General features: G+C 43.1%; 26 protein-coding genes and 1 other annotated feature. Of the genes, 1 reads left to right on the plus strand and 25 read right to left on the minus strand.

Features of this window, described 5'->3' with window-relative positions:
* Nucleotides 1–4: 4 nt before the first annotated feature.
* The 10 genes from HMPREF0556_RS05500 to HMPREF0556_RS05535 form a co-directional block, all read right to left on the minus strand.
* Nucleotides 5–640, minus strand: a complete 636-nt coding sequence (locus HMPREF0556_RS05500) for an amino acid ABC transporter ATP-binding protein (RefSeq protein WP_003756292.1) — start codon at nt 638–640, stop codon at nt 5–7.
* A gap of 12 nt (nt 641–652) precedes the next feature.
* Nucleotides 653–1,294 (minus strand): amino acid ABC transporter permease, encoded by a 642-nt coding sequence (locus HMPREF0556_RS05505; RefSeq protein WP_003756294.1) that lies wholly within the window; start codon nt 1,292–1,294, stop codon nt 653–655.
* A 59-nt stretch (nt 1,295–1,353) separates the two neighbouring features.
* Nucleotides 1,354–1,598: a binding site (T-box leader), on the minus strand.
* Nucleotides 1,599–1,691: 93 nt separating this feature from the next.
* Nucleotides 1,692–2,249, minus strand: coding sequence for a hypothetical protein (locus HMPREF0556_RS05510; RefSeq protein WP_003756296.1), 558 nt, complete (start codon nt 2,247–2,249; stop codon nt 1,692–1,694).
* Between the two features lie 27 nt (nt 2,250–2,276).
* On the minus strand, nt 2,277–2,672 hold the full coding sequence (locus tag HMPREF0556_RS13005; protein ID WP_003756298.1) for a DUF805 domain-containing protein: 396 nt from the start codon (nt 2,670–2,672) through the stop codon (nt 2,277–2,279).
* 12 nt (nt 2,673–2,684) lie between these two features.
* A complete protein-coding gene (locus tag HMPREF0556_RS13415; RefSeq protein WP_003756300.1) occupies nt 2,685–2,846 on the minus strand; it encodes a hypothetical protein in 162 nt (53 codons plus the stop codon).
* A gap of 12 nt (nt 2,847–2,858) precedes the next feature.
* Nucleotides 2,859–3,029, minus strand: coding sequence for a hypothetical protein (locus HMPREF0556_RS13420; RefSeq protein ID WP_169308994.1), 171 nt, complete (start codon nt 3,027–3,029; stop codon nt 2,859–2,861).
* Nucleotides 3,030–3,196: 167 nt separating this feature from the next.
* Nucleotides 3,197–4,933 carry an adenine deaminase gene (ade, locus tag HMPREF0556_RS05520; RefSeq protein WP_003756302.1) on the minus strand — a complete coding sequence of 579 codons (1,737 nt, stop codon included), beginning with the start codon at nt 4,931–4,933 and terminating at the stop codon, nt 3,197–3,199.
* 23 nt (nt 4,934–4,956) lie between these two features.
* On the minus strand, nt 4,957–5,409 hold the full coding sequence (locus HMPREF0556_RS05525; protein ID WP_003756305.1) for an ATP12 family chaperone protein: 453 nt from the start codon (nt 5,407–5,409) through the stop codon (nt 4,957–4,959).
* Nucleotides 5,410–5,424: 15 nt separating this feature from the next.
* A complete protein-coding gene (locus HMPREF0556_RS05530; protein ID WP_003756308.1) occupies nt 5,425–6,303 on the minus strand; it encodes an NAD-dependent epimerase/dehydratase family protein in 879 nt (292 codons plus the stop codon).
* A 60-nt stretch (nt 6,304–6,363) separates the two neighbouring features.
* Nucleotides 6,364–6,819: a hypothetical protein gene (locus tag HMPREF0556_RS05535; protein ID WP_003756309.1), complete on the minus strand. Its 456-nt coding sequence runs from the start codon at nt 6,817–6,819 to the stop codon at nt 6,364–6,366.
* Between the two features lie 144 nt (nt 6,820–6,963).
* Here HMPREF0556_RS05535 and HMPREF0556_RS05540 point away from each other — a divergent pair, with 144 nt between their 5' ends.
* Complete coding sequence (locus HMPREF0556_RS05540; protein WP_003756312.1) at nt 6,964–7,464, plus strand: shikimate kinase; 501 nt, start codon at nt 6,964–6,966, stop codon at nt 7,462–7,464.
* 32 nt (nt 7,465–7,496) lie between these two features.
* On the opposite strand, the gene rlmD is transcribed toward HMPREF0556_RS05540, so the two are convergent.
* The 15 genes from rlmD to purM all read right to left on the minus strand — a co-directional run bounded on the left by rlmD (nt 7,497) and on the right by purM (nt 24,691).
* Nucleotides 7,497–8,861 (minus strand): 23S rRNA (uracil(1939)-C(5))-methyltransferase RlmD, encoded by a 1,365-nt coding sequence (rlmD, locus tag HMPREF0556_RS05545; RefSeq protein ID WP_040486503.1) that lies wholly within the window; start codon nt 8,859–8,861, stop codon nt 7,497–7,499.
* A 124-nt stretch (nt 8,862–8,985) separates the two neighbouring features.
* A complete protein-coding gene (locus tag HMPREF0556_RS05550) occupies nt 8,986–9,912 on the minus strand; it encodes a diacylglycerol kinase (protein WP_040486504.1) in 927 nt (308 codons plus the stop codon).
* A 160-nt stretch (nt 9,913–10,072) separates the two neighbouring features.
* Nucleotides 10,073–11,503: an Asp-tRNA(Asn)/Glu-tRNA(Gln) amidotransferase subunit GatB gene (gatB, locus tag HMPREF0556_RS05555; protein ID WP_003756318.1), complete on the minus strand. Its 1,431-nt coding sequence runs from the start codon at nt 11,501–11,503 to the stop codon at nt 10,073–10,075.
* A 14-nt stretch (nt 11,504–11,517) separates the two neighbouring features.
* Nucleotides 11,518–12,969: an Asp-tRNA(Asn)/Glu-tRNA(Gln) amidotransferase subunit GatA gene (gene gatA, locus HMPREF0556_RS05560; RefSeq protein ID WP_003756320.1), complete on the minus strand. Its 1,452-nt coding sequence runs from the start codon at nt 12,967–12,969 to the stop codon at nt 11,518–11,520.
* Nucleotides 12,970–12,995: 26 nt separating this feature from the next.
* Nucleotides 12,996–13,289, minus strand: coding sequence for an Asp-tRNA(Asn)/Glu-tRNA(Gln) amidotransferase subunit GatC (gatC, locus tag HMPREF0556_RS05565; protein WP_003756324.1), 294 nt, complete (start codon nt 13,287–13,289; stop codon nt 12,996–12,998).
* A gap of 12 nt (nt 13,290–13,301) precedes the next feature.
* Nucleotides 13,302–14,420 (minus strand): CamS family sex pheromone protein, encoded by a 1,119-nt coding sequence (locus tag HMPREF0556_RS05570; protein WP_003756326.1) that lies wholly within the window; start codon nt 14,418–14,420, stop codon nt 13,302–13,304.
* A complete protein-coding gene (gene ligA, locus HMPREF0556_RS05575; RefSeq protein ID WP_040486505.1) occupies nt 14,417–16,438 on the minus strand; it encodes an NAD-dependent DNA ligase LigA in 2,022 nt (673 codons plus the stop codon). Before ligA ends, HMPREF0556_RS05570 begins: the two co-directional genes overlap by 4 nt.
* Before the next feature lie 18 nt (nt 16,439–16,456).
* A complete protein-coding gene (pcrA, locus tag HMPREF0556_RS05580; RefSeq protein ID WP_003756329.1) occupies nt 16,457–18,649 on the minus strand; it encodes a DNA helicase PcrA in 2,193 nt (730 codons plus the stop codon).
* A gap of 38 nt (nt 18,650–18,687) precedes the next feature.
* Nucleotides 18,688–19,383 carry a geranylgeranylglyceryl/heptaprenylglyceryl phosphate synthase gene (locus tag HMPREF0556_RS05585; protein ID WP_003756330.1) on the minus strand — a complete coding sequence of 232 codons (696 nt, stop codon included), beginning with the start codon at nt 19,381–19,383 and terminating at the stop codon, nt 18,688–18,690.
* A 188-nt stretch (nt 19,384–19,571) separates the two neighbouring features.
* Nucleotides 19,572–19,817: a hypothetical protein gene (locus HMPREF0556_RS05590; RefSeq protein WP_003756332.1), complete on the minus strand. Its 246-nt coding sequence runs from the start codon at nt 19,815–19,817 to the stop codon at nt 19,572–19,574.
* On the minus strand, nt 19,807–20,109 hold the full coding sequence (locus HMPREF0556_RS05595) for a YerC/YecD family TrpR-related protein (RefSeq protein ID WP_036107437.1): 303 nt from the start codon (nt 20,107–20,109) through the stop codon (nt 19,807–19,809). The genes HMPREF0556_RS05590 and HMPREF0556_RS05595 overlap by 11 nt, the downstream gene beginning before the upstream one ends.
* A 145-nt stretch (nt 20,110–20,254) precedes the next feature.
* Nucleotides 20,255–21,520: a phosphoribosylamine--glycine ligase gene (gene purD / locus HMPREF0556_RS05600; protein ID WP_003756337.1), complete on the minus strand. Its 1,266-nt coding sequence runs from the start codon at nt 21,518–21,520 to the stop codon at nt 20,255–20,257.
* Between the two features lie 23 nt (nt 21,521–21,543).
* A complete protein-coding gene (purH, locus tag HMPREF0556_RS05605) occupies nt 21,544–23,073 on the minus strand; it encodes a bifunctional phosphoribosylaminoimidazolecarboxamide formyltransferase/IMP cyclohydrolase (RefSeq protein WP_003756338.1) in 1,530 nt (509 codons plus the stop codon).
* Nucleotides 23,070–23,645, minus strand: coding sequence for a phosphoribosylglycinamide formyltransferase (purN, locus tag HMPREF0556_RS05610; protein ID WP_003756339.1), 576 nt, complete (start codon nt 23,643–23,645; stop codon nt 23,070–23,072). The genes purH and purN overlap by 4 nt, the downstream gene beginning before the upstream one ends.
* Nucleotides 23,642–24,691: a phosphoribosylformylglycinamidine cyclo-ligase gene (gene purM / locus HMPREF0556_RS05615; protein WP_003756341.1), complete on the minus strand. Its 1,050-nt coding sequence runs from the start codon at nt 24,689–24,691 to the stop codon at nt 23,642–23,644. The genes purN and purM overlap by 4 nt, the downstream gene beginning before the upstream one ends.
* Nucleotides 24,692–24,695 lie beyond the last annotated feature (4 nt).

The following is a 24,695-nucleotide window of genomic DNA, read 5'->3' on the forward strand; positions in this document are numbered from 1 at the left end:
TTTATCATCCTTTTGGTTCCACTTCCATCAATTGATCCGCGATATTTTTCGCAAAGTCATGGTCATGGGTAACGACGATCTGCGTGATGCCTTCTTTTTTCAAATCTAAAATCAATTTTTCCACGTGCCCCTTCAGATCCGGGTCAAGCGCAGAAGTCGGTTCATCGTAGCAAAGCACTTTCGGTTTCATCGCCAAAGCTCTGGCAATCGCAGCCCGCTGCTTTTGTCCCCCGGATAATTGGAATGGCAAATGTTCTTTTTTATCTGCCAGCCCAAGCAACGCCAAGATGCGTTCTGCTTCTTGTTTGGCTTCTTGCTTCGATTGTTTGCCGACCAGCTGCGGCGCTAAAATAATATTATCCAACACTGTCAAATGTGGGAAGAGGTGGAACTCTTGAAAAACGACACCAATCGGTTCAACTGGCTTTTTCTTGTTTTCAAAATCGATTTTTTCCTCATCGATCCAGATCTCTCCACTATCCATCGTTTCAAGACCGCTGATACAGCGCAGTAATGTCGTTTTCCCGCCGCCTGACGGACCAACGATCGATAGTATCTCATTATCCGCCAGTGTCAGCGATACGTTATCTAAAATCAATCGATCATCAAATTTTTTCGTTACATTTTTGATTTTTAACATATGATCCACCCCTTATTTATAGTAATTGTAGTGTTTTTCGATCCGTTTGAAAAGCAGTGTCAAAACGGCTGTGAGCAGCAAATAGATAAGACCGACTAATACGAGTGGTATCAACGTCACATCGCGGTTGGAAGCAATTTTCCCAGCTCGTAGCAGGTCACCTAATCCTAAGACATAAACTAGCGAGGAATCTTTCACTAGGTTGATGACTTCATTCCCGATTGCCGGTAAAACACGTTTGATAACTTGTGGCAGCACGATTTTTCTAACCGTTTGTCCATAACTCAGACCTAAAACTTTCGCACTTTCATATTGCCCTTTTTCAATCGATAAAATGCCGCCGCGGAAGATTTCCGCAAAATAGGCTGCATAATTGAGAACAAATGCGAATAATACCGCTTCATATCGTTCTAGGATCAAATGGAAATAAGGTGCGCCATAATAAATAAAAATCAATTGTAATAATAGCGGAGTCCCTCGCATGATCCACACATAGGTATCGATGATCCAGCGAAGCGGTCTGATTTTGCTGACATTCCCCAGGGCTATGATCGCTCCGAGCGGAATGGATAATAGTAGTGTGTAGAAAAATACTTGTAGCGTCGTCTTCAAACCTTCAAGTAACGCTGGCATGATTTGTAGTACATAAGTCATTTGTTTTCGCTCCTTTTTTGTAAAAATAAAAAATCCCGTTCTCCGGGCAGCAGTGCTGCTCAGAGGACGGGAATATCATTCACGTGGTTCCACCTCAGTTTTATTGATATCTCACAATATCAACCTCAACCAGTCATAAAATTGACTGTCCGGCTTTAACGGGCCGTCCCGAATTTACCTACTTCTTCCTTCAATAAACCTGCTCCCAGATGTGTTCACCTAAGTGCCGTTACTCTTTCCCAGCAATCAAGAGCTCTCTATAAACGGCTAAACCTTAAATTACTATTCTGTTCTTCACATTTACTTCTATTTGCTAATACTGTACCATGATAAAGCAAAGAAGTCAACTATTCAAAAAAAGAGACCAAAAAATCTCTTTTCCGGTCTCCAATGCGAACTAAATTGTTTTTTTTCGTTTATTTTCGATCCCCACTTCAATTTCTCCTTTAAATGTATAAGAAGAAATGATTTCTTTTCGAATAATAATTACGCCATCCGCACGTCCGTCCACATCAAAACTTTGAAATTCGATGGCATCTTCTACATTTTCCAGCACATAGCCATAAAAGCTTTCACTGTCATCAAAAAGCTCTACACCAAGCACGAGCTGCTCTATTTTCGACAAATCTGTGATATATTCCATTAGTGAATATTTCTTTTTCAACTGGACTTCTAGAAACGGAGCTGTATGCTCTGTTCCTCTGTGTTTTGCCAATACCAGTACATCCTGCATAGCTAACGTATTCGTCTCTAATTGATAGATGGATTCGATTGGAATGGCCCGATACCCATTCGCTTCGCCATTTTCGCTGATTACTCGGAACAAGCATTCCAAATTGGTCACTGCTTCAATATATCCCGCGTAATGAAAATCAGCATCCGGATTGGCATAAATAGCTACTAGCTCTTTCCTCTCTTGAAAGCCAATTAATTTGTCTACGATAAATTTACTCATCTCTTCGAACTCCCTTTTTCTATATTTTTATCTTGCTGATTTTTTCAGACCGACTAGCAAAAGCGCAATCAAACTACCTAACGTAATAATGTCTGCCAACCAACCTAAACCTACTTCTTCCCATGCTCCGCCAAACAAAGAAAAAAAGTCGGCTATAACGATGAATGCTACTAACCATGGGATAAGATTACTATTCATCCCAATATCATAACAGCGCCTAGAAAATAACGCTAAAGAAGGAATAAAAGTAATGACGTTAAAAAGAAAACTTACGCCAAGCGAATTATCTTGCGAGAAAAACGCTAATATAAATTCTGCTACTACTAGCCATAAAAAATTAAACCAAAATTCGCTTCTGCTTGTTCTTGTTGTAAAATTAAAATAATTTTTCCAAAATGATACGAATGCTTCTTTGAATGTCATGATTTCTCCTTTTTAAAATAATTCGATTAATTTGTCTATCCATTCAATCCCCCAAAAAATTAAAATCGGCATATTGATGTAATAAGTGATTTTTCTTTTTTTCGTTTCTCGATGACTTGTTACTGCACTAATAATAAGTGACACAATTAAAAAAGCAGTGATCACTAAAAACATTTCTTCTCTCCTTTAGTTAACGTAAAAATGGATAACTGAAGCAACAAACGGAATTGCACAAATAACAATAATAAAAAGGAATAGCCCAATTATCGACCAGCCAAACCAGCCCAATTCTCCCTCATCGCCAATCATTTCCGCATATTCATCTTCTAAGTAACGCCGATATTTTTGTTTCGTCACAACCATTTCTCCCTTTTTGCAAACTATGTATTTATTACATAAACATTACATTGGTTTCATTTTTTTGTCAAACGCTTTGAGGTAACTACTGCTTTTCTCCTCAAAAAAAGCGTAAGCATTTGGTCAAATACTTACGCAAAACTATTTTTATTTCATTTATTTTCTTACTATTCTACTTCCACCGGAATCACCTGGAATTTTTCAAAATCAAACAATCCGTTATCCGTTAATTTTAATGTCGGGATAACTGGCAATGTTAAGAATGATAGTGTTAAAAATGGATCAAACCCGCGAGCTGTACTAATGCTGTGGAATGCTGTTTCTAATTCCAGTAGCCCGCTCTGGACGTTTTCAAAAGTGTCATCGCTTAGAAGACCGGCAATTGGCAGCGGCAGGCAAGATAATACTTTCCCGTCTGCAACCACAACGATACCGCCATTTTTCTCCGTGATCGTTTCAATAGCAAGCATGATCGAATCGTCATCGGCACCAACGGCCACGATATTATGCGAATCATGTGCCACTGTCGTAGCGATCGCGCCTTTTTGTAGTCCAAATCCTTTGACGATGCCAAGACCTACGTTTCCGGTATTTTTGTGTCGTTCGACCACGACCATTTTTTGTTGATCGGCATGAATCGAAGGCATAAATTGACCACTTTCAAGGGAAACGGTCTCTTGAAGTGGATCAGTAAATAATTGGTTCGGACGAATGCCGATAACATTACATAATGAAGAATGAAGGTGCAGTTCCAGATCTTCTGGCTTCAACTGATGTCTAACGGTTGGCGATTGGAACTCCGTTTTTCCAGTCGAATGGAAATAACTTTCCTTACGAACATGGTCGGCTACGACAAGTTCTCCTTTTTTCATCACATCTGTGATAGAGACTTCTGTTAAGTCATCCATGAAGAGGATGTCTGCTTGATAACCTGCTGCGATCGCACCTAAATAGGGAAGTTGATGGCAAGTAGCCGCATTGATCGATGCAAGCTGGATTGCTGTGATCGGATCCATTCCACTGGCGATCGCCATCTTCACATGGTAATTGATCGAACCTTCTGTCATAATATCGGAAATCAATTTATCATCGGTACAGAAACAAAAACGATGACTATTCGTTTCATTTACAGCAGCTAATGTATGCTTCAGATCCCTGCCGACTGTTCCCTCACGAAGCATCACATACATCCCTGCACGTAACCGATCGAGCGCTTCTTCAGCGGATGTGCTTTCGTGGTCGGTGCGAATCCCTGCTGCTAAGTAATTATTAAGATCTTGACTGTGCAGGCCGGCGCCATGTCCATCGATTCGGCCGCCTTCCGCTTTGGCATCAAGAATCTTTTGCAAGATATCCTCGCTTCCGCTAGCTACAGAAGGAAAATCCATCACTTCCGCTAGACCGATCACCTTTGGATGTGCATAAAGTGGCTTTAGCTGTTTTGCTTTTAATTCTGCACCATTATTTTCTGTTTGGGTGGCTGGTACGGAGGAAGGCAGCATGACAAACATATCCAGCGGAATCCCCTCCGCATTCTCAAGCATAAACGTAATACCTGCTTCTCCAGCAACATTTGCGATCTCATGTGGATCAGTAACGATCGTTGTCACGCCATTTGGAAGTAGGACCCGAGCAAATTCTGCCGGTGTCACCATTGCGCTTTCGACATGCACATGACTATCGATAAAACCTGGGACCAAGTATTTTCCTTTTGCATCGATAACGGTCTTTGCCTTTTGAAACTCGCCGATTCCAGCGATATAGCCGTTCTTGATCGCAATATCACCTGTCATGATCTCTTTGGAAAACACATTCACAATTTTTCCATTCTTAATAACGATATCTGCAGCTTCTCGATGATTGCTCACCGCGATACGTTCCTGCAGCTGTTTCACTGTTTCCAAATCCTCTTCCTCCTATCTATCGGTCAAGCTTCGTAAAAACCTTCATCTAGCAAGTAGCCTTGCGCAGCTTCCAAACTAGGAAAAACGGCTTCCACATTATCACCTGTATAGATGATCCACATTTCATTTTCATAACTGGTACGTAATTCTTCGCCGCGGTCATTGCGGAAAAGAATCGTATCCCCATTTTGATAGGGTTCGCCATCGGTCTGTAGATAGCCCATCGCCCCTTTTAAAACGGCTTCCAATTCCGTGGCATTATAATCGCGGATGTTTACAAAGCCATCTTTGCCGGCTTCGGGAGAATCTGGCAAATAAACAAAGCCATTGCCGTTCGGGTGTAAAAATTTAACTACGATCTGCTTATCGCGCTTGCTTTCGGGATAATGGTAATTGATGCGTCCAAGCGAGACCGGATTTGCTTCTAAGCCATCCATTTTTTCAATAATTGCTTGTTTTTCTTCAAATGAGAGCATATTTTTCTTCCCTTTCTATTTACCAGATTGAATCAAGGTATCGACTAATTTTGGAAACCAATCTTCTAAATTCTCAAATTCAAATCCGGCTTCTTTTGCTTTAGCTGTATTCAGCGTGTTCGTTCCTGGAATGTCAAATGGCGAATTGTCCTCTTGGTCGGCGATAAATTCTAATTTGCATTTTCTTGCTACTTTGCTTTCAATGATCTCGATAATTTTTTGAAGGGTATAGCTACCGTCCGAACTAGCGTTGATCGGTCCTGTTACATCTGTTTCTGTTCCTACCCATTTCAAAAAGCGTGCTGCTTCCTGATCTAAGATGAAATCAGTCGCCGCATGTTCATGCGTGATCGCGATTTCTTTTCCACGACGGATATGTTCAATATGAAATTCCAACCGCTCGGTATAATCTGCCTCACCAAGCACGATCGGAAAGCGAACAGCCACTACTGGGAATGTTGCTTTTTGGAAAAAAACTGCCTCGGCAAGACGCTTGCCTTCACCATAATCGAAATCATCTTTTGAGCCATGAATGATCTCATAGGTGCTTGGTTCAAAGTCGCTTTCCGTAAGTTCGCGGTCTTTGTTGCGGTAGACAGCTTTAGAAGATGTGAAGATATAGCGTTTCACTTTGTCTTTAAAGGCACTCACTGCATAGCTGGCTTCTTGTGGTGAATAACAGATATTGTCATAAACAACATCCCACTTTTCATTCGCGATTCGAAACACATCATCACGTAAAGTACGGTTGAGCACGACGGTCCTCACTTTATCTCCGAATGGATGCTCCTGTTTCCCACGCGTTGCGATCGTTACATCGTGTTCCGCATCTATCAATGCCTCTACAAGCTGTTTCCCAAAAAATCGTGTCCCACCAAAAACCAAAATCTTCACTTTTATTGCCCCCTTAGCAAAAACAGGAACCTCCTTTTCCGAGATTCACTGCTATTTCTTTTAATTGAATTCTACCGTTTCTGTACTTGTGAACTGCCGGTAAGTATTGATCCGCACTAATAGTTGTTCTAAGTCCAACTGACTATCCGCAGCGGTGATATTCCAAATGACTTCCTCACGTCCTTTGATCGACGTTGTCAAATGCAGTTTTTGGGTAAACGCCAAACCGAGTTTCCCCGGGATCAATTCTATCTTTTCGATCTCCTCCCATGTTTTGAAATCCGTGCGATACGTCAGCCCGGCTTCCGAGAGGATGATCACAGGGAAAACTTGTAGTAGTTTACTTCCCCGCCAAATCATCACGAGTAGTAAAAACAGGAATAAAATCGTTTTTTCCAAACCAGTAACACCTTTGATATGGACAAAGCCGATGTAGATAAAGAGACAAGCCGCTAGCCAAATCAAAATCTCCGAAACAATGAGACGCTTATTGGTATATATTTTTTCTTCGCTCATAGACGCTCCTTTAGCTAAAGTTATTATCTCTATTGTACAATGAAACCGTATGATTTAAAACCATTGATTCCTATTTTCGGAAAATCGTGTTTTGTGCTATACTTTCTTTAGCGCTTTTATGTATAAAATAAGGAGGGACGCAACATGAAGCAAGTCATCCTTGTCGGGTTCATGGGTGCCGGCAAAACGACGATCGGAAAGTTACTGGCGAAACGTAAGGGCATGCCTTATTATGATATCGATGAAGAAATCGTACAGGATCAGAAGCAAACGATTGCGGCGATTTTTGCGGAAAGCGGAGAAGAAGCTTTTCGGAAATTAGAAACAGCGAAATTACAGGAATTGCTAGGGAAAAATGGTGTCATCTCAACTGGTGGTGGGATTGTTCTGAATGCCGATAACCGCGAATTACTCACCTCGCATCCAGCTGTATTTTACTTACAAACATCGCCTACGACATTTTTAGAACGTTTGAAAGAAGATACCTCACGGCCATTGATCCAGCAAAAAACGATGGCAGAAGTAGAAGCGATTTTTGAGCCACGAGTTCCGTTGTATGAAGGAGTCGCGAGCCATATTATTACGACGGATGAAAAATCGCCGGAGGTTATTGTGGAGGAGATCATAGCAAAAACGACTTGCTAGCGAGACGAGTGTCTTACTTGCAAGTCGTTTTTTTATTGTAGTTCTAGTACCGTCACTGCCTCAATATGATTCGTCATCGGAAACATATCCACCGGCTGAACCGTCTTCGCAGTATAACCACCTGCAGTCAAAATCTGCATATCTCGGGCAAGTGTAGCCGGATTACAGGACACATAAACCACTTTTTTCGGTTTCATATCAATAATCGTTTCTAAAAGCTTTTCATCGCAGCCCTTGCGAGGTGGATCGACAACTAAAACATCTGCTTTGATGCCAGATCGATACCAATTTGGGATCACTTCTTCTGCTTTTCCGGTTTCAAAGGTGACATTGTCCAGCTGATTCAACTGGGCATTTGCTTTTGCGTCAATAATGGCTTGTGGTACAATTTCCACGCCATAAACATGTTTGGCATTTTTGGCTAGGCAAAGGGAGATCGAGCCGATTCCGCAGTAAGCATCGATTACGATTTCATCCCCTGTCAGTCCTGCTGCGTCTAGTGCTTCTTGATATAATACTTCCGTTTGCTCTGGGTTGACTTGGTAAAACGACTTCGCCGAAATAGCAAAATGGATGCCGTGGATCGTATCGGTGATCATTTCTTTTCCCCATAATGTACGGGTCGTCTCGCCCATGATCACATTCGTTTTTGCGGCATTGATGTTTTGCACGATGGAAGCAATGTTTGGTACTTCTTTTTGGATATCAGCCACTAATTCAGTCAGGTTTGGAAATTTTTTGCGCGTTGTTACGAGCACGATCATCAGTTCGCCGCTTGTTTTGCCATAACGTGTCATGATATGGCGGATATCGCCGCGGCCTGTTTCTTCTTGATAAGGCATAATCGCATATTTTTCGAGTAAGCGGCGTACGATCTGAACAGCATCGTCTCCGGTTCGATTATGGATCAGGCAGGTATCCATATCAATAATGTCATGGCTTCGTTTTTGATAAAAACCTGCTTGGATCTTGCCATTCACGTAACCAACAGGGACTTGTGATTTGTTCCGATAGCGAAATGGCATCTCCATTCCCAGTGTTGGCTTCACTTCCACATCCAGTTTTCCGATCCGTTTCATGTTTTGCGCGCCTTGGTTCTGTTTGAACGCTAGCTGCCCGTCATAACTTAAATGCTGCAAGCTGCAGCCACCGCATTTAGCATAAACTTCGCAAGGGGGTTCCACACGCTCTGGACTTGTTTGGGTCAGGTTTTCTAAACGGCCAAAACCGTACTTTTTATTCGCCTTCACTACTCGGACACTTGCCTTTTCACCTGGCAATGTATTGGGAATGAAAAGCGGATATCCGTCGATTTTTGCAACGCCGTTTCCATCGTGTGTTAAATCTTCTATTTCTACATCAATGATGTCATTTTTCTTTACTAATTCTGTGCTCATTGACTTCGCCCCTTTCATTCGGAAAGTACCACATGATAAAAATGTCCCGACTCCGGGTCAAAGGTTCTGCTTTCCTTTTCCTAGAATCTGAACATTTCATCGTGCTGCGGATCATTTTCCGCCTTTATTTTTCGATAAATAGATCTGTATCAAGTAGTGCCACGCTATCAGCGAAAAATTCAATGTGTTGTTTTAAATTCAAAAATGTCATTGGTGTCTCGCCGCCAAGTTCGCCGTCTAAGTTAATCAACATTTTGTCTTTCGAGGTTACGACAACTTTGCTCGATTTTGTATAGATGATATTCGGTTCTTTGATGTGATCGCCGCGTAGTGCCAATGTAATCAGCCGAATAAGTTCTGGTAAATTCGTCTTTTTCACGATGATCAAGGAAAATTTTCCGTCATCGAGTTTCGCATCTGGAGCGATTTTCTCAAAACCGCCGATCGAATTTGTTAGTGCGAGCAAAAAAAGTAAGGTTTTGCCTTCAAAAACGCCGTCATCATATTCAATTCGTACTTTTGTTGGTTTCAAAGAAGGGATCATTTCGATTCCTTTTAAATAGTATGCCAATTGGCCAAGCATCGTCTTCAACTTGCTGGGAACGTCATACGTAAGCTCAGTCAAACGTCCGCCTCCGCCGATATTGATAAAGTAGGTATCATTTGCTTTTCCGATATCCATCGCAATGCTGTCACCTTCCGCAATGATCTTCGTCGCTTTGATAACGTCGCGTGGAATATGTAATGCTCTGGCAAAATCGTTAGTCGTTCCAGTTGGGATAATACCGACTTTCGGACGATAAGGTTTTTCAGCGATCCCGTTGATCACTTCATTGATCGTCCCGTCGCCTCCAGCAGCGATCACAAGATCATAATGTGCTTCGACTGCTTCTTCGGCAGCTCGCTTGGCATCGCCTGGTTCAGCCGTTGTTGCGTGAGCGGAAGCAACATACCCTGCCTGCTCTAATATCGATAGCACGTCTGCTAAGTTTTTTTTGATAATTTCACGGCCAGATGTCGGATTATAAATCACTCGGGCACTTTTTTGCATGATGGTCATCCTCTCTTACTAAACAAACAAGCCTAACGGCCAATCTCATTTTTTCCTCAGTATTTCTATTATAGCAAATTTAACTGGCAAAAACTATTCTGATACTTTTTTTGCAAACAAAAAAGGAATAAAGACATGAGCTTTATTCCTTTTCTTATGTTTAGCGCTTGTTCATTTCTTCTACTAATAATTTATTGACCATTGGCGGGTTTGCTTGGCCTTTCGTTGCTTTCATTACTTGACCGACTAAGAAGCCGACTGCGCGATCTTTCCCATTTTTGAAATCAACGATCGATTGTTCGTTGTTGTCTAAAATATCGGAAATGATTTTTCGCAATTCACCTTCGTCAGAAATTTGTACAAGACCTTTTTCTTTCACGATGACTTCTGGATCGCCGCCATTTTCAGCAAGCTCACGGAAAACCTTTTTGGCGATTTTGGAAGAGATCGTTCCTGCTTGGATAAGTTTGATCATCGCTGCTAAGTTTTCCGGTGTCAAACCTGTATCATGCAATTCTTTTTGTTCCGCGTTCAGATAAGCAGACACTTCGCCCATCAGCCAGTTCGATGCTTGTTTTACGTCTGCACCTGCCTGTACCGTACCCTCAAAGAAATCAGACATTTCTTTTGTGAGTGTTAATACCATAGCATCATAGGCTGGTAATCCTAGTTCGGAAACGTAGCGTGCCTTTCTTTCGTCCGGCAGTTCTGGAATGGTACGCTTGATTTTTTCCTTCCAAGCTTCGTCGATGAATAGATCCACCAGATCTGGTTCCGGGAAATACCGATAATCATCGGAACCTTCCTTGACACGCATCAATGTCGTTTTCCCAGTTGCTTCTTCATAGCGGCGTGTTTCTTGCAAGATCTCACCACCGGCTTTAAGTACGGCGATTTGGCGTTCTACTTCATATTCGATTCCTTTGCGTACGTTATTAAACGAGTTAAGGTTTTTAAGTTCCGTTTTTACACCAAATGCTTCTTGTCCTACTGGACGCACAGAAATATTCGCATCACAGCGCATCGATCCTTCTTCCATTTTCACATCGGAAACGCCCGTGTATTGAATGATCGATTTCAATTTTTCTAAATAGGCATAAGCTTCATCAGCTGTACGCATATCTGGTTCAGAAACGATCTCGATAAGTGGTGTTCCCTGACGATTGATGTCGACCAGCGAATAACCATGAGACGTATGGGTGTTTTTACCAGCATCTTCTTCTAAATGCAAACGCGTGATACCGATTTTTTTCTTCACGCCGTCTACTTCTACTTCCAAAAAGCCATGCTCGCCGATTGGTTTATCGAATTGCGAGATTTGGTAGGCTTTGGGATTATCGGGATAAAAATAGTTTTTACGGTCGAATTTTGTGTGCGTAGCGATTTCGCAATTGATCGCCATGGCAGCTTTCATTCCGTATTCTACGGCGCGTTTATTCAAGACTGGAAGGACACCCGGCATCCCTAAATCTACGACCGTCGTATTGGTATTCGGTTCTGCACCAAAATGGGCCGGCGCAGAGGAAAAGATTTTTGATTCTGTTTTTAATTCTACATGGACTTCAAGTCCGATTACTGTTTCAAAGTTCATTTCTACAGCGCCTCCTATAAATTTGGTCTTTCTTTATGGAATGAAGTTGATTGTTCAAATGCGTGGGCAACTTTATAGATCGTTGCTTCATCGAAATAATTACCGATGATCTGCAAACCGACAGGCAATCCATCAGAAAAGCCACATGGAACAGAAATCGCCGGTACGCCGGACAGATTGATCGGGATCGTAAGTAAGTCATTTAAATACATGGTGATTGGATCATGGATCATACCGTCAATATCGAAAGCCGTTGTCGGTGCAGTTGGTCCAATGATCACATCGTAATCCGCAAACACATCTGTGAAATCTTTTTTGATAAGTGTACGTGCTTGTTGGGCTTTTTTGTAGTAAGCATCGTAATAACCGGAGCTAAGAGCATAGGTACCAAGCATGATCCGGCGTTTGACTTCATCGCCAAAACCTTCTGAACGTGTTTTCGTATATAATTCTTCTAAGTTTGCAGCGTTTGGTGTGCGGTATCCATAGCGGACACCGTCGAAACGTGCAAGGTTGGAGGATGCTTCACTGGAAGCTAAAATATAATAGCTTGCCACGCCATATTCAGAATGCGGCAGGGAAACTTCTTCCCATACTGCTCCAAGTTCTTCTAATTTTTTCAGTGCTTCCATGACGGCCTTTTTCACACCGGGTTCGATACCATCGCCGAAGTATTCTTTCGGTACACCGATTTTCAGACCTTTGATGTCGCCTGTTAAATGATCCGTATATTTAGTGATCGGTTCATTGATCGAAGTCGAGTCATTTTCATCCACGCCAGCAATTGCTTCTAATAAATAAGCATTGTCTTCTACTGTACGTGTGATTGGACCGATTTGGTCAAGTGAAGAAGCAAACGCGATCAATCCAAAACGGGAAACACGGCCATATGTAGGCTTCATTCCGACAACTCCGCAGAAAGCTGCTGGTTGACGGATCGAGCCACCAGTATCGCTTCCTAGTGAAAATAGTACTTCGCCTGCTGCAACAGCTGCTGCGCTACCACCAGAGGAACCGCCGGGAACTTTATCCAAGTTCCATGGATTACGTGTTTTATGGAAATGAGAAGTTTCCGTAGAAGAACCCATCGCAAATTCATCCATGTTGAGTTTACCGATATTGATCGTTTCCGCTTGTTTTAATTTGCTTACAACAGTTGCGTCGTAGATCGGATCAAAGTTTTCCAGCATTTTACTGGCTGCTGTCGTACGCAGATTTTTGGTTACGATATTATCTTTGATCCCGATCGGCAAACCGCTCAAGATATGTTTGGCGTCAAAACCGGCATCATCTAGTTCTTCTGCAACGCTTAGGGCTTGTTCTTTATTTAGTTCCAGAAAAGCACCTACCTTGTCCTCTACTTCTTCAATTCGATCATACGATGCTTTTACTAAATCATAAGCCGTGATCTCTTTATTTACTAACTTATCATGTAATTCTTTTATTGAATAATCCAATAATCCCAAAGTACTTTCCCTCCTTGAATGTTCGCTTAGTCTTCTAAAATCGTTGGCACTTTGAACATGCCGTCTTGTGTTTCCGGTGCATTTTTGAGTACCAATTTGCGGTCTAAACCAGGATGCGCGACATCTTCACGCAATACATTGGAGACATCGATCGCATGAGAAGTCGGCTCGACATTTGCCGTATCCAAAGTGTTTAGTTTTTCGACCATTGTAATGATATTCCCAAGTTGCTCCGCGAATACTTCTGCCTCGCGCTCACTTACTTCTAGTTTTGCTAAATGAGCCACTTTTTCTACTGTTTCTTTTGATATATTTGACAACCAAAATCCCTCCTAATTATAGATATGAGCCACTGCTTTATCGTCCTCTTTGGAACGGGTGATCAATGCTGCCGGACCTTCCGAAGTGGAAATATTGATTTGGATATCCGCATCTTTCGGTAAATATTTCCCGACTAAATCGGTGATATATTGGCTAAATCCGATAATCTCTGCTTCCCCGTAGAACTGAAGCGGAATATCGATATCTAGTTCTGACAGCTGATTGTTTTCATATCTTGCACGACCGACTACACCGGTATAATTCGGATAATAGTCTTCAATATCAGCTTTGAAATTCAAAAAACTATCGTTATCTGTTTTGTATTTTTTGGCTGCTTCGCTTGATCCAAGCACATAGTATTTTTCATTGAGATTTTTCCAGTTACCGACATTGTCATTATCCGTGGTCGAATATGCCAAGAAATTCCCCGGAACAACGGCATTACGCTGTCCTTGTTTGTAGATCGCAATGGTAACAGGAACATTGCCTAGTCCTTTTGTTTGGCGGATACGATTCAATATCGTGTTTGCCATGCTTTTCCCTTTACTTAACAATTCGCTATCGGAAATCGCTTGTTCAAAGGTATCGCCGTACTCTTCTTTTTGGTAGTAATCGACGGAGTTCATTGCCAGCGCGATCGAGATCCCGCCGAGTGCGACTGTGTCTTTATCTACTTTCTTCAAATAATCCTGTTCCAAAATATGGGCAAGATAAATCGGATTCCGATTTTCCCCGAAGCCGTTATCAGTTGGATTCAAGCCAGCACTGTTTTTCTTGCTTTTACGATCCAGCCATTTCGTCAACGTCTCTTTGTCTAAGTACTGCCCTTCTTGGAAAAGATAATTGTCTGGAGAGTAGTCATTTTGTGAGATCCGCATCAATCCCGTTTCAAGCTCATTGATATCGTATCTGGAATTAATGTTGGAAACGACTAATCCTCGCGATTTACTCGCTTTGTAAGGCAAGACAGTCTTATAAAAATCAGAGGAGATCTGATTTTTTGTCATGATACCTGTTTCTGCTTTTTTCGTTTTATTCTTTTGTACGACTTTGTCATTTGCATCGAGTTTCGGTGCACAACCTGAGAGAATCAATAATAGTCCCAAAGCTGCGATCAGTATTTTCTTCATTTTATCAATCCGCCTTCGTCTGGTAAATATTCTAAAAGGTCGTTTTCGGACCAGATAGGGATGCTCAGTTCTTCTGCTTTCTCCAGTTTGGAACCTGCATCACTGCCAGCTACAACAATATCTGTATTTTTACTTACACTCCCAGAAACACTGCCGCCCAGCGATTCAATCAGCGCCTTTGCTTCGTCTCTTTTCAGTTGTTCCAATTTCCCAGTCAAAACAACTTTTTTACCAGCAAACACGAGGTCTTCTTCCGGAACTTCTTCTAAACGCGGACCAGTATACGTCATATTGACACCTGCACGTTCTAATTCCTGAAGCAGACTGTGGACTTCTTCATTTTCAAAATAAGTCACGATCGAATCCGCCATGATTTCCCCTATATCATTGATAGCTATGAGGTCTTCTAAAGATGCTTCTTTCACATTATCCATGGTTTCAAAATGAATCGCAAGTGATCGTGCTGCCTTCGCTCCGACATGTCTGATGCCAAGCCCGAACAGCAGCCGTTCTAATGAGTTTTGCTTACTTTTTTCAATGGCTGCCAGCAAATTGGTGACTGACTTTTCACCCATTCTTTCTAATTGTAACAATTCCTCTTTAGAAAGGAAATAGAGATCTGCGACGTCGTGGATCAATTCATGTGTAAACAGTTGCCGAACTACTTTCTCTCCCAAGCCGTCAATGTTCATCGCGGACCGGGAAACAAAGTGGATAAGGCCTTCTTTAAGCTGTGCCGGACACTTCGGATTAATACAACGCAAGGCAACTTCGCCTTCCAGCCGTACTAATTCACTGCCGCATTCCGGACAATGCACTGGCATATGAAATTCTTCCTCACTGCCTGTACGTTTCTCAGGGAGACTGCGGATCACTTCAGGAATGATGTCGCCTGCCTTTTTGATCATGACAGTGTCCTTGATACGAATATCTTTTTGTTTGATCAGGTCTTCATTGTGAAGGGATGCTCGGCTGACAGTCGTTCCCGCCACATGAACGGGATCAAGGATCGCCGTTGGGGTAATGACACCCGTCCTGCCAACGCGGAGTTCGATATCGCGCAAGACCGTCGGCACTTCTTCTGCTGGAAACTTGTACGCGATCGCCCAGCGCGGCGATTTGACGGTGTAGCCAACTTCTTCCTGCTGCCTAAGGTCGTTCAGTTTAACAACGATCCCATCGATCTCGTAGGCTAGATCGGAACGTTTGGCGGTCCATTCTTCGACGTAAGCAAGTACTTCCTCGATATTTTTGCAGACGCGGCGCTCCTTATTGACTTTTAATCCCAATTTTTCTAAATAATCAAGGCCTTCGCTATGCTTTGTCACACCCATATCGCCGAAATCGGCAACGGAATAAAGAAAGATATCCAGATTCCGTTTTGCAGCGATCTTCGTGTCTAATTGACGTAACGATCCCGCTGCTGCATTGCGTGGATTTGCGAACAATGGTAGTCCCTCTTCTTCCCGCGCTCCATTCAACTTTTGGAATGATTTTTTGGGCATATAGGTCTCGCCACGTACTTCGATCGACAAAGTTTCTTTTAATTTGATTGGGATCGAACGCACTGTCCGTAAATTGGCCGTGATATCTTCTCCGGTTGTTCCATCGCCGCGGGTCGCTCCCTGGCGATACTCACCGTTTTCATAGATCAACGATACTGCCAATCCATCGATTTTAAGTTCACACATATATTCGTATTCTGTTCCATCGCCGATGCGGTCCTGGATGCGGCGGTCAAAGTCGCGCAAATCGTCTTCTCCAAAGGCATTTCCTAAACTAAGCATCGGTGTTTTATGCGTTACTTTTTGGAAACCTTCCAAAATTTCTCCGCCAACACGCTGGGAAGGTGAATCTACTGTGATCCAATCCGGATGTGCTTCTTCGATTTTCAAAAGTTCCTGCATGGCTTTATCGTAAACGACGTCCTCCACGCTCGGATTATCTTGCACATAGTAATCGTAGCTGTATTGATTAAGTTCTTCGATCAATGCTTCGTAACGTTTTTTGTCCCCCATCATCTACACCTACTTCACTCATATTTTTTCTACAGGCGCAAATTCTGCCAGTAAACGCTTGATGCCAACCGGGTCAGGAAAAGCGATATCTAGTTCCATACCTGTTCCTTCACCTTTGACGCTGACAACCGTTCCTACGCCCCATTTTTTATGATTGGCCTTATCCCCGACTGCCCAGCCGAGTTTAGCAGCGCCTGAAGCCTGATAAGCGGGTACATTTTTCTGAGCGGCGATTTTTTTCCGTTTCGCAAACGGCATTTCTTTATTGACTTTGCTTTCATTGCCTGTTTCGACAAGATCAGCGGGGATCTCACCAATAAAGCGAGATTCCAAATTGGAAGACGGACGGCCATAAAGCATCCGGGAATAAGCACTGGTGATAAATAATTCTTCTTCCGCACGTGTGATCCCCACATAAGCAAGCCGGCGTTCCTCTTCCATTTCCGATTCTTCATAGATCGCACGGGAATGCGGGAAAATCCCTTCTTCCATGCCGACAAGGAAAACGACTGGGAATTCCAATCCTTTGGCAGAGTGGAGCGTCATCAAGGTGACGGACCCATTATTTTCTGTTTCATCTTCCAAACGATCGACATCGGCAACAAGTGCCAGATCTGTTAAGAAAGCAAGCAATGATTTGTCTTCGCTTTCCTTTTCAAAGTTTTGAGTAACAGAAAGGAACTCGTCGATATTTTCCAACCGTGTCTGTGCTTCGATCGTCCGCTCGTTTTCTAGCATTTCACGATAACCGGTTTTCTTGAGGATCTCTTCCACCAGTTCTGTTACAGATAAATAGTCCTGCATTTGGGTAAAGCCATGGACAAGTTCGTAAAATTCGACCAGCTGTTTGCTTACTTTAGCAGAGATCCCTGCCATTTCAATACGATTAAGCACTTCAAACAATGGTAGATCGTAGCTTGTTGCGACGTTATTCAATTTATCAAGCGTACCCGCACCAACTCCACGCTTCGGTACATTTACGATTCGTGTCAGACTGATATCATCGTCATTATTGCTTACTAAGCGTAAATAAGCCAAAATATCTTTGATCTCTTTGCGGTCATAGAACTTTGTACCGCCGACCATCGTATAAGCGATATTCGATTTCATGAAATATTCTTCCAGTACCCGCGACTGTGCATTGGTACGATATAAAATCGCGATGTCGCTGTAAGGGCGCTTCAACTCTTGGATCTTGGAAACGACGTAAGCCGCTTCTTCTTTTTCTGTCAGTGCTTTATGATAAAAAATCTTTTTCCCTTCACTGTTGCTAGTCCACAGTTTTTTCGGTTTACGATTGCTATTGTTTTCGATCACGCTGTTCGCCGCTTCTAAAATGCGCTTCGTTGAACGATAGTTTTCTTCCAGCAAAATAACCGCTGCTTTCGGATAATCTTTTTCAAACGATAAGATATTACTGATATCAGCTCCGCGCCAACCATAAATCGATTGATCAGAGTCCCCTACGACGCATAGATTTTTAAATCTAGCAGCAAGCAGTTTGACCAATAGATACTGCGCGTGGTTCGTATCTTGATACTCATCCACATGGATATATTGAAACTTGCGCTGGTAGTATTCCAGCACTTCCGGCACACGTTCAAAAAGCTGGATCGTTACCATGATCAAGTCGTCAAAATCAAGTGCTTGGTTGCGTTTTAATTTCTTTTCATAAGCTTCATATACATCGCCAACCATTTTGTCATAAAAACCGACTGCTTCTTTTTTATATTCCCCGGCTGTGATCAGTTCATTTTTTGCGTTGCTGATCGATGCTAAAATCCCGCGCGGTTCAAATTTTTTGCTATCGACATTCTTATCTTTCAAGATACCTTTGATAACAGATAACTGGTCACCACTGTCGAGAATTGTAAAGTTTCGTTCATAACCGATCCGATCAATATCACGGCGCAAGATCCGAACACACATCGAGTGAAATGTCGAGATCCAAATGGATTCGCCTTCTCCTCCCATAAGACTGCCGACCCGCGCTTTCATTTCGCGAGCTGCTTTGTTCGTAAAAGTAATTGCCAAGATATTATACGGGCTTACTCCTTTTTCACGTACTAAATAAGCGATGCGATGTGTCAGCACCCTTGTCTTTCCACTACCGGCTCCCGCCATGATAAGTAATGGTCCTTCTGTCGTTTCTACTGCCTTGCGTTGTTCCGGATTTAATCCGTGGACTAATTGTTCTGCATTTCCTTGCATTTATCTACACCACCATACAAACATTTGTTCTTATTTTATCATATTGTCTCTGGATTCGTCACGGATTTATCCGCGAAAAGTTTTGCCGTCTGAATCGCTTCATCCACATCTTCGTAAATCACATTGCCGACAATGATCGTATCAGCGACAGCCGCCATTTCGAGCGCCTGTTCTCTATTCCTGATCCCACCGCCATACCATAACTTAGTTTGCTTCAAAAAATGCTTGGCATGTTGGACTAAAGCCGCATCACCATATGTCCCGCTATATTCGATATACAAAATGTTCAATGCGAAAAGCTTTTCTGCCATCAGTGCATAAGCTGCAACATCATCATATGTCAGATCCGTATTCGCATCGGCATGTTTCGCCGCTTTTGCCTCCGGATTCAAAATCACATAACCCTCTGTCCAAATTTTCGACCACGGCATGTAGGGATGATAGGTTTTGATGACTTCTTGATGCTTCCCGCCAAACCAAGCGATATTCGTCGTATTTAAGACAAGCGGAACGAGAAAATGATCTGCCGCTCCAATAATAAAAGCTTCTTCACTTATTTCCATAAAAATCGGCAGCGCTGTTTTATCCGCCCATTGATAGAGCGTATGTACTTGCTCTGCCTCGATATCATCTGTTCCACCAATAATAAAACCATCTGTTCCTGCCTCCGCCAATCGCTGGATAAGTGCTTCTGTATTTGCTTTTGCCGGGTCCAATTTGAATAAATGTCTCATTTTCTTCTCCTATCCCAATCAGGCATCGCATTTGTTTTATTAACCTTACTATTATACCATTAGTTTTTCTCAGTCGCATCTGTCTATTTACCGTTTTTTCACTAAAATAAAACCAGTGATTTCTGCAAGAAACAAAAACCACTGGTTTGCTAACGCCTGCTTAAAATACTGCGAACGAAAAAATTAATTTATAGCGCGCGGATCACTAGGCTTGTCACAAGTAAGAACAATCCTCCAAGCCCGATCGAAAGGCCGACTAAATGACGTCCGCGAATGTTGACTAACAATGTAACGACAAAACAGCCGATGAAAACCCAATGCCATGGCAACGAGTATTCGAGTGGTGTTTTCGTTATCATCATGTTGACAGCGACGATTATAGCAATGATCACAATGATAACAGCAGCTATTCGCCAAATAATTTTACTTTTCATTATCCTGCTCCATCCTTGCAAACACGACTTCATACATATCATTTCCGTAATTGAGCGACCGTTTGACTCTTGAGATCGTTGCCGTGCTGGCACCTGTCTCCGTTTCGATCACACTATAGGTCTTGCCTTCATGCAGCATTTTCGCAACTTGAAAACGCTGTGCCATAGATTGGATCTCATTTACCGTACAAACATCATCAAAAAATGCATAACATTCTTCTAAATTATTTAAAGACAAGATACCTTCAAAAAAGTGGTCTAACCCTTGTCCACGTAACTTTTCTATTTGCATAGTGATACCTCCGCGATTTACTCTTATACTTTTATATTTTAATGTATCAACGCATGGAACACAAGCGTTTTCACTTCGGTGACTGTCCCTATCTAGTTTAACACACAAAAAAGACATTTTGATACACTCAAAATGCCTCCTCCTTTTATTCTTCTCTTGTTCCGATATCCATTCGATAAAAGAAATTCGGATCATCTAGTTTTTCCATTTCTTTATATAACTTCGCTCTGGCTGCATTCATCGACTCCGCTTCCGTTTGAAGCAATAGCACGCGGCCGCCGTTTGATACAAAGGCACCATCTTTTTCTGCTTTCGTTCCAGCGTGAAAAACATGCACTTCGTCCGTTAAGTCCGCCAATCGCTTCAGCGGTTTTCCGGTCTCATAATCACCTGGGTATCCGCTGCTGGCCAAAACCACTCCAAGCGTGGTGCCCTCTGTTTTAAAACGAACATCTGGTACTTTTCCATCCAGTAGATCCGCTACCAAGCTGGCAAAGTCGCTTTCCAATCGTGGCAGTACGACTTGTGTTTCCGGATCACCAAAGCGAGCGTTGAACTCAATCACTTTCGGACCTTCTTCTGTAGCGATCAATCCTGCATACAAGATACCCTTGAAAGGACGTCCTTCCTGTACTAAGCCAAGTGCTGTTTTTTCTAAAACTGTTCGCACTGCCGTATCCACCAAACTGCTATCGATATGTCTGACTGGGGAATATGCGCCCATTCCGCCCGTATTCGGACCTTTGTCGCCTTCGTAAGCGCGTTTATGATCTTGTGCGATCTCCATAGGATAAACTGCTTCCCCATTTACAAATGCCATCAATGAAAATTCTTCGCCGCTCAAAAATTCTTCGATGACTACTTTATGTTCCCCAGCCTTGCTGAACTTATCTTCAAGCAGCATATCTTTGAGTGCGATTGTAGCGATTTCCATCGTTTCTGCCACCACGACGCCTTTGCCGGCTGCTAGACCGTCCGCCTTGATAACGATCGGCGCGCCTTGCTTATCTAGATAAGCCTTTGCGGTCTCATAGTCGGTAAAGGTTTGGAATTCTGCTGTTGGGATCGCATATTTTTTCATAAATTGTTTAGCGAAATCTTTGCTCCCCTCGATCAAAGCTGCCTTCTGTGAGGGACCAAGTGTAGGGACTCCGGCTTCTTCTAACACATCTGCAAGTCCTGCTAGAAGTGGTACTTCTGGGCCAACGATCGCATAATCGACATGCTTTTCTCGTGCAAGGTCTGCTAAGTTTTGATGTTCTTGTTCGCTAATAGCGATCGTTGTGATTTTTGTTCCCGTTATCCCACCGTTACCAGGAGCAACGATAACTTCTTCTACGCGTTCTGATTTGGCAAGCTGAAGGGCGATAGCGTGTTCTCTCCCACCACTTCCAACTACTAAAAACTTCATTTTTTCCACGTCCTTTTAGCTTCTTAATGTTTAAAATGACGTACATGCGTTACGACCATTGCCACTCCGTATTGGTCGGCCATTTCAATCGATTCTTTATCTTTAATGGAACCACCGGGCTGAATGATGGCTTTGATCCCTGCTTTGGCAGCTGCTTCTACTGTGTCATTCATTGGGAAAAAGGCGTCCGAAGCAAGTACCGCTCCATGACTTTTTTCACCAGCTTGTTCTAAGGCGATCACCGCAGAGCCAATCCGATTCATCTGGCCGGCACCGATCCCAAGCGTCTGCTTGTCATTTCCAACTACGATCGCATTGGATTTGACATGTTTCACGATCTTCCACTGCGTGAGAAGTGCTTTCCATTCTTCTTCCGTTGGTTGTGCTTTTGTTACCACTTCATACGTAGCAATGTCCTCCACCTGCGTGTCGCCGTCTTGTACCAACAATCCACCGATGACGGAAGTCTTTTCTAAATTCGGTTTGGTCTTTGTAAACGGAAGTACTAATAAGCGGATATTTTTCTTTTTCGTCAATATATCGAGTGCTTCGGCGCTAAAACTAGGTGCTAAGACGATTTCGAGGAAAATCTCGCTCAAATGTTCGGCTGTTTGCTGATCTACTTCGCGGTTTAACGCAATGATCCCGCCAAAGATAGACGTGCGATCCGCCTCATAAGCACGCAAGAAGGCTGTTTCGATCGTATCACCAACGCCTACACCGCAAGGATTCATATGTTTGACTGCTACTGCGACTGGCTCTTCAAATTCTGCTGCGATCTTGAGTGCTGCATCGGCATCTTTGATATTATTATAGGAAAGTTCTTTTCCGTGCAGTTGTTCTGCTGTGCTGATCGCATCATATTTAGCAATCGGTTCTGCATAAAATGCCGCCTTTTGATGCGGATTTTCGCCATAGCGAAGCGGTTGTTTCAAATCATACGTCAATGTTATTTTCTCTGGGAATGTTTCTCCCGCTTGCTCGGTCAAGTATTCAGCAATAAGAGCATCGTAAGCGGCTGTATGGCGAAATACTTTCGCCGCTAACCGCTCTCTTGTCGCAAAGGTTGTCGCCCCATGCGTCCGAAGTTCCTCTAAAACGGCTGCATAGTCATTTTTGTCGACAACTACTGTCACCGCTGCATAATTTTTAGAAGCCGAGCGCAACATCGAGGGGCCTCCGATATCGATGTTTTCAATTGCTTCTTCTAGCGTAACATCTTTTCTGGTAATCGTCTCCTGAAATGGATATAGATTAACACAAACAACATCGATCGTTTCGATATGATGGGCATGAAGTGCTTCCATGTGAGATTCGTGATCGCGTCTGGCAAGGAGTGCGCCGTGGATTGCTGGATGAAGCGTCTTCACTCGTCCGTCCAACATCTCTGGAAAATCGGTCACTTCTTCTACACCGATAACCGGGACGCCGGCTTCTTCCAATGCGGTCTTAGTTCCGCCAGTGGAAATGATCTCATAATCCAGCGCAACTAATTCCTTCGCAAACTCGGTCACGCCTGTTTTATCTGAAACACTTATCAATGCTCTTTTCATTTTTCAAAACCCTCTCCTTGTTTTAAGATCAATTGTTTCACAACGTTCGGATAAAAATGATGTTCGATTTGATGGATCTTTGCCGTAAGTTCTTCTAAACCGTCTTCTTTCTTGATAAGGACCCGCGCCTGGTCAATGACTGGTCCAGTATCCATTCCTTCATCGACAAAATGCGCTGTCACTCCAGTTTCCCTCTCCCCAGCATCAAGTGCTTGCTGAATCGCATCTTTGCCTGGAAATTTCGGCAAGAGCGAGGGATGCAGATTAATGATCCGGTTTAAAAATTTTGTAAGTAGCGTTGGCCCGATCAATCGCATATAGCCCGCCAATACAACAAAATCAACAGCATATTTTTCCAGCTCATGTAAAATCGCGTTTTCATAGGCCGCTTTGTTCGCAAATGCTTTTGCTGAAAAAGTGAATACTGGAATTGCATGTTGCTCCGCACGCTTGACCACATAGGCTTCTGGACGATCGCAAACTACCAACTCAATATGTGGTCGGATCGTTGCTTCATCGATCAGCGCTTGAAAGTTACTGCCATTTCCAGAAGCGAAAACTGCAAGCTTCATTTGGCACCGCCTTGATCGAAAACGACCGCTGCATCTGTCCGCTTCGTAGTCTGACCGATGATATAACCTGTTTCATTTTGTTCTTCCAATATGCGTAACACTTCCGCAACATCGTTTTCTGAAACGGCAAGTACCATTCCGATCCCCATATTGAAAATCTCGTACATCTCCGCTTCTTCCAGCTGTCCTTCTGCTCTCAAGACATCAAAGATCGGTAGTACCGGCCAGCTGCCAAGTTTAATTACAGCAGCTAGCTCATCGGACAAGATCCGCGGGATATTTTCGACAAAGCCGCCACCAGTGATATGGGAAATACCGTGAATATCGATTTGCTTCAATACTTCTAATACTGGTTTAACATAAATGCGAGTCGGCTCGAGCAACGTTTCGCCTAATGGTTTGGCTAATTCCGAAAAGGTTTGTGTTAGGGGATACTGCTTTTCTTTAAAGAAGATCTTGCGGACCAAGGAATAACCATTGCTGTGGATACCGCTTGAAGCTAAGCCGATCAGCACATCGTTTTCTTTCACTTTCCCGCTTTCGATCAGTTTATCCTTTTCTACGGCACCAACCGTAAAGCCAGCAAGGTCGTAATCATCTTCCGCGTACATATCCGGCATTTCGGCTGTTTCTCCACCGATCAGAGCTGCGCCAGCTTCTTTACAACCTTTTGCAACGCCAGCAACGATCCTCTCCATTTTTTCGGGAATCGTTTTGCCAGTAGCGATATAATCAAGGAAATACAGAGGTTCGGCACCTTGCGCTAAAATATCATTCACACACATTGCAACGCAGTCGATCCCAATGGTATCATGCTTATCTGCTTCAATCGCGATCCGTAGCTTCGTTCCGACCCCGTCCGTACCGGAAACAAGGATCGGTTTTTCCAGTTGTAACGTGCTCAAATCAAACATTCCACCAAAAGCTCCAAGTGTGCCCATTGTACCAAGGCGTTCCGTACTTGCGACATGTTTTTGGATACGGCTCACCACTTCATAGCCAGCCTCCACATCCACGCCAGCTTTACTATACGCATTCTCTGCCATTTGT

The sequence above is a fragment of the Listeria grayi DSM 20601 genome (genome assembly GCF_000148995.1).
In the GTDB taxonomy this organism is placed as follows: domain Bacteria; phylum Bacillota; class Bacilli; order Lactobacillales; family Listeriaceae; genus Listeria; species Listeria grayi.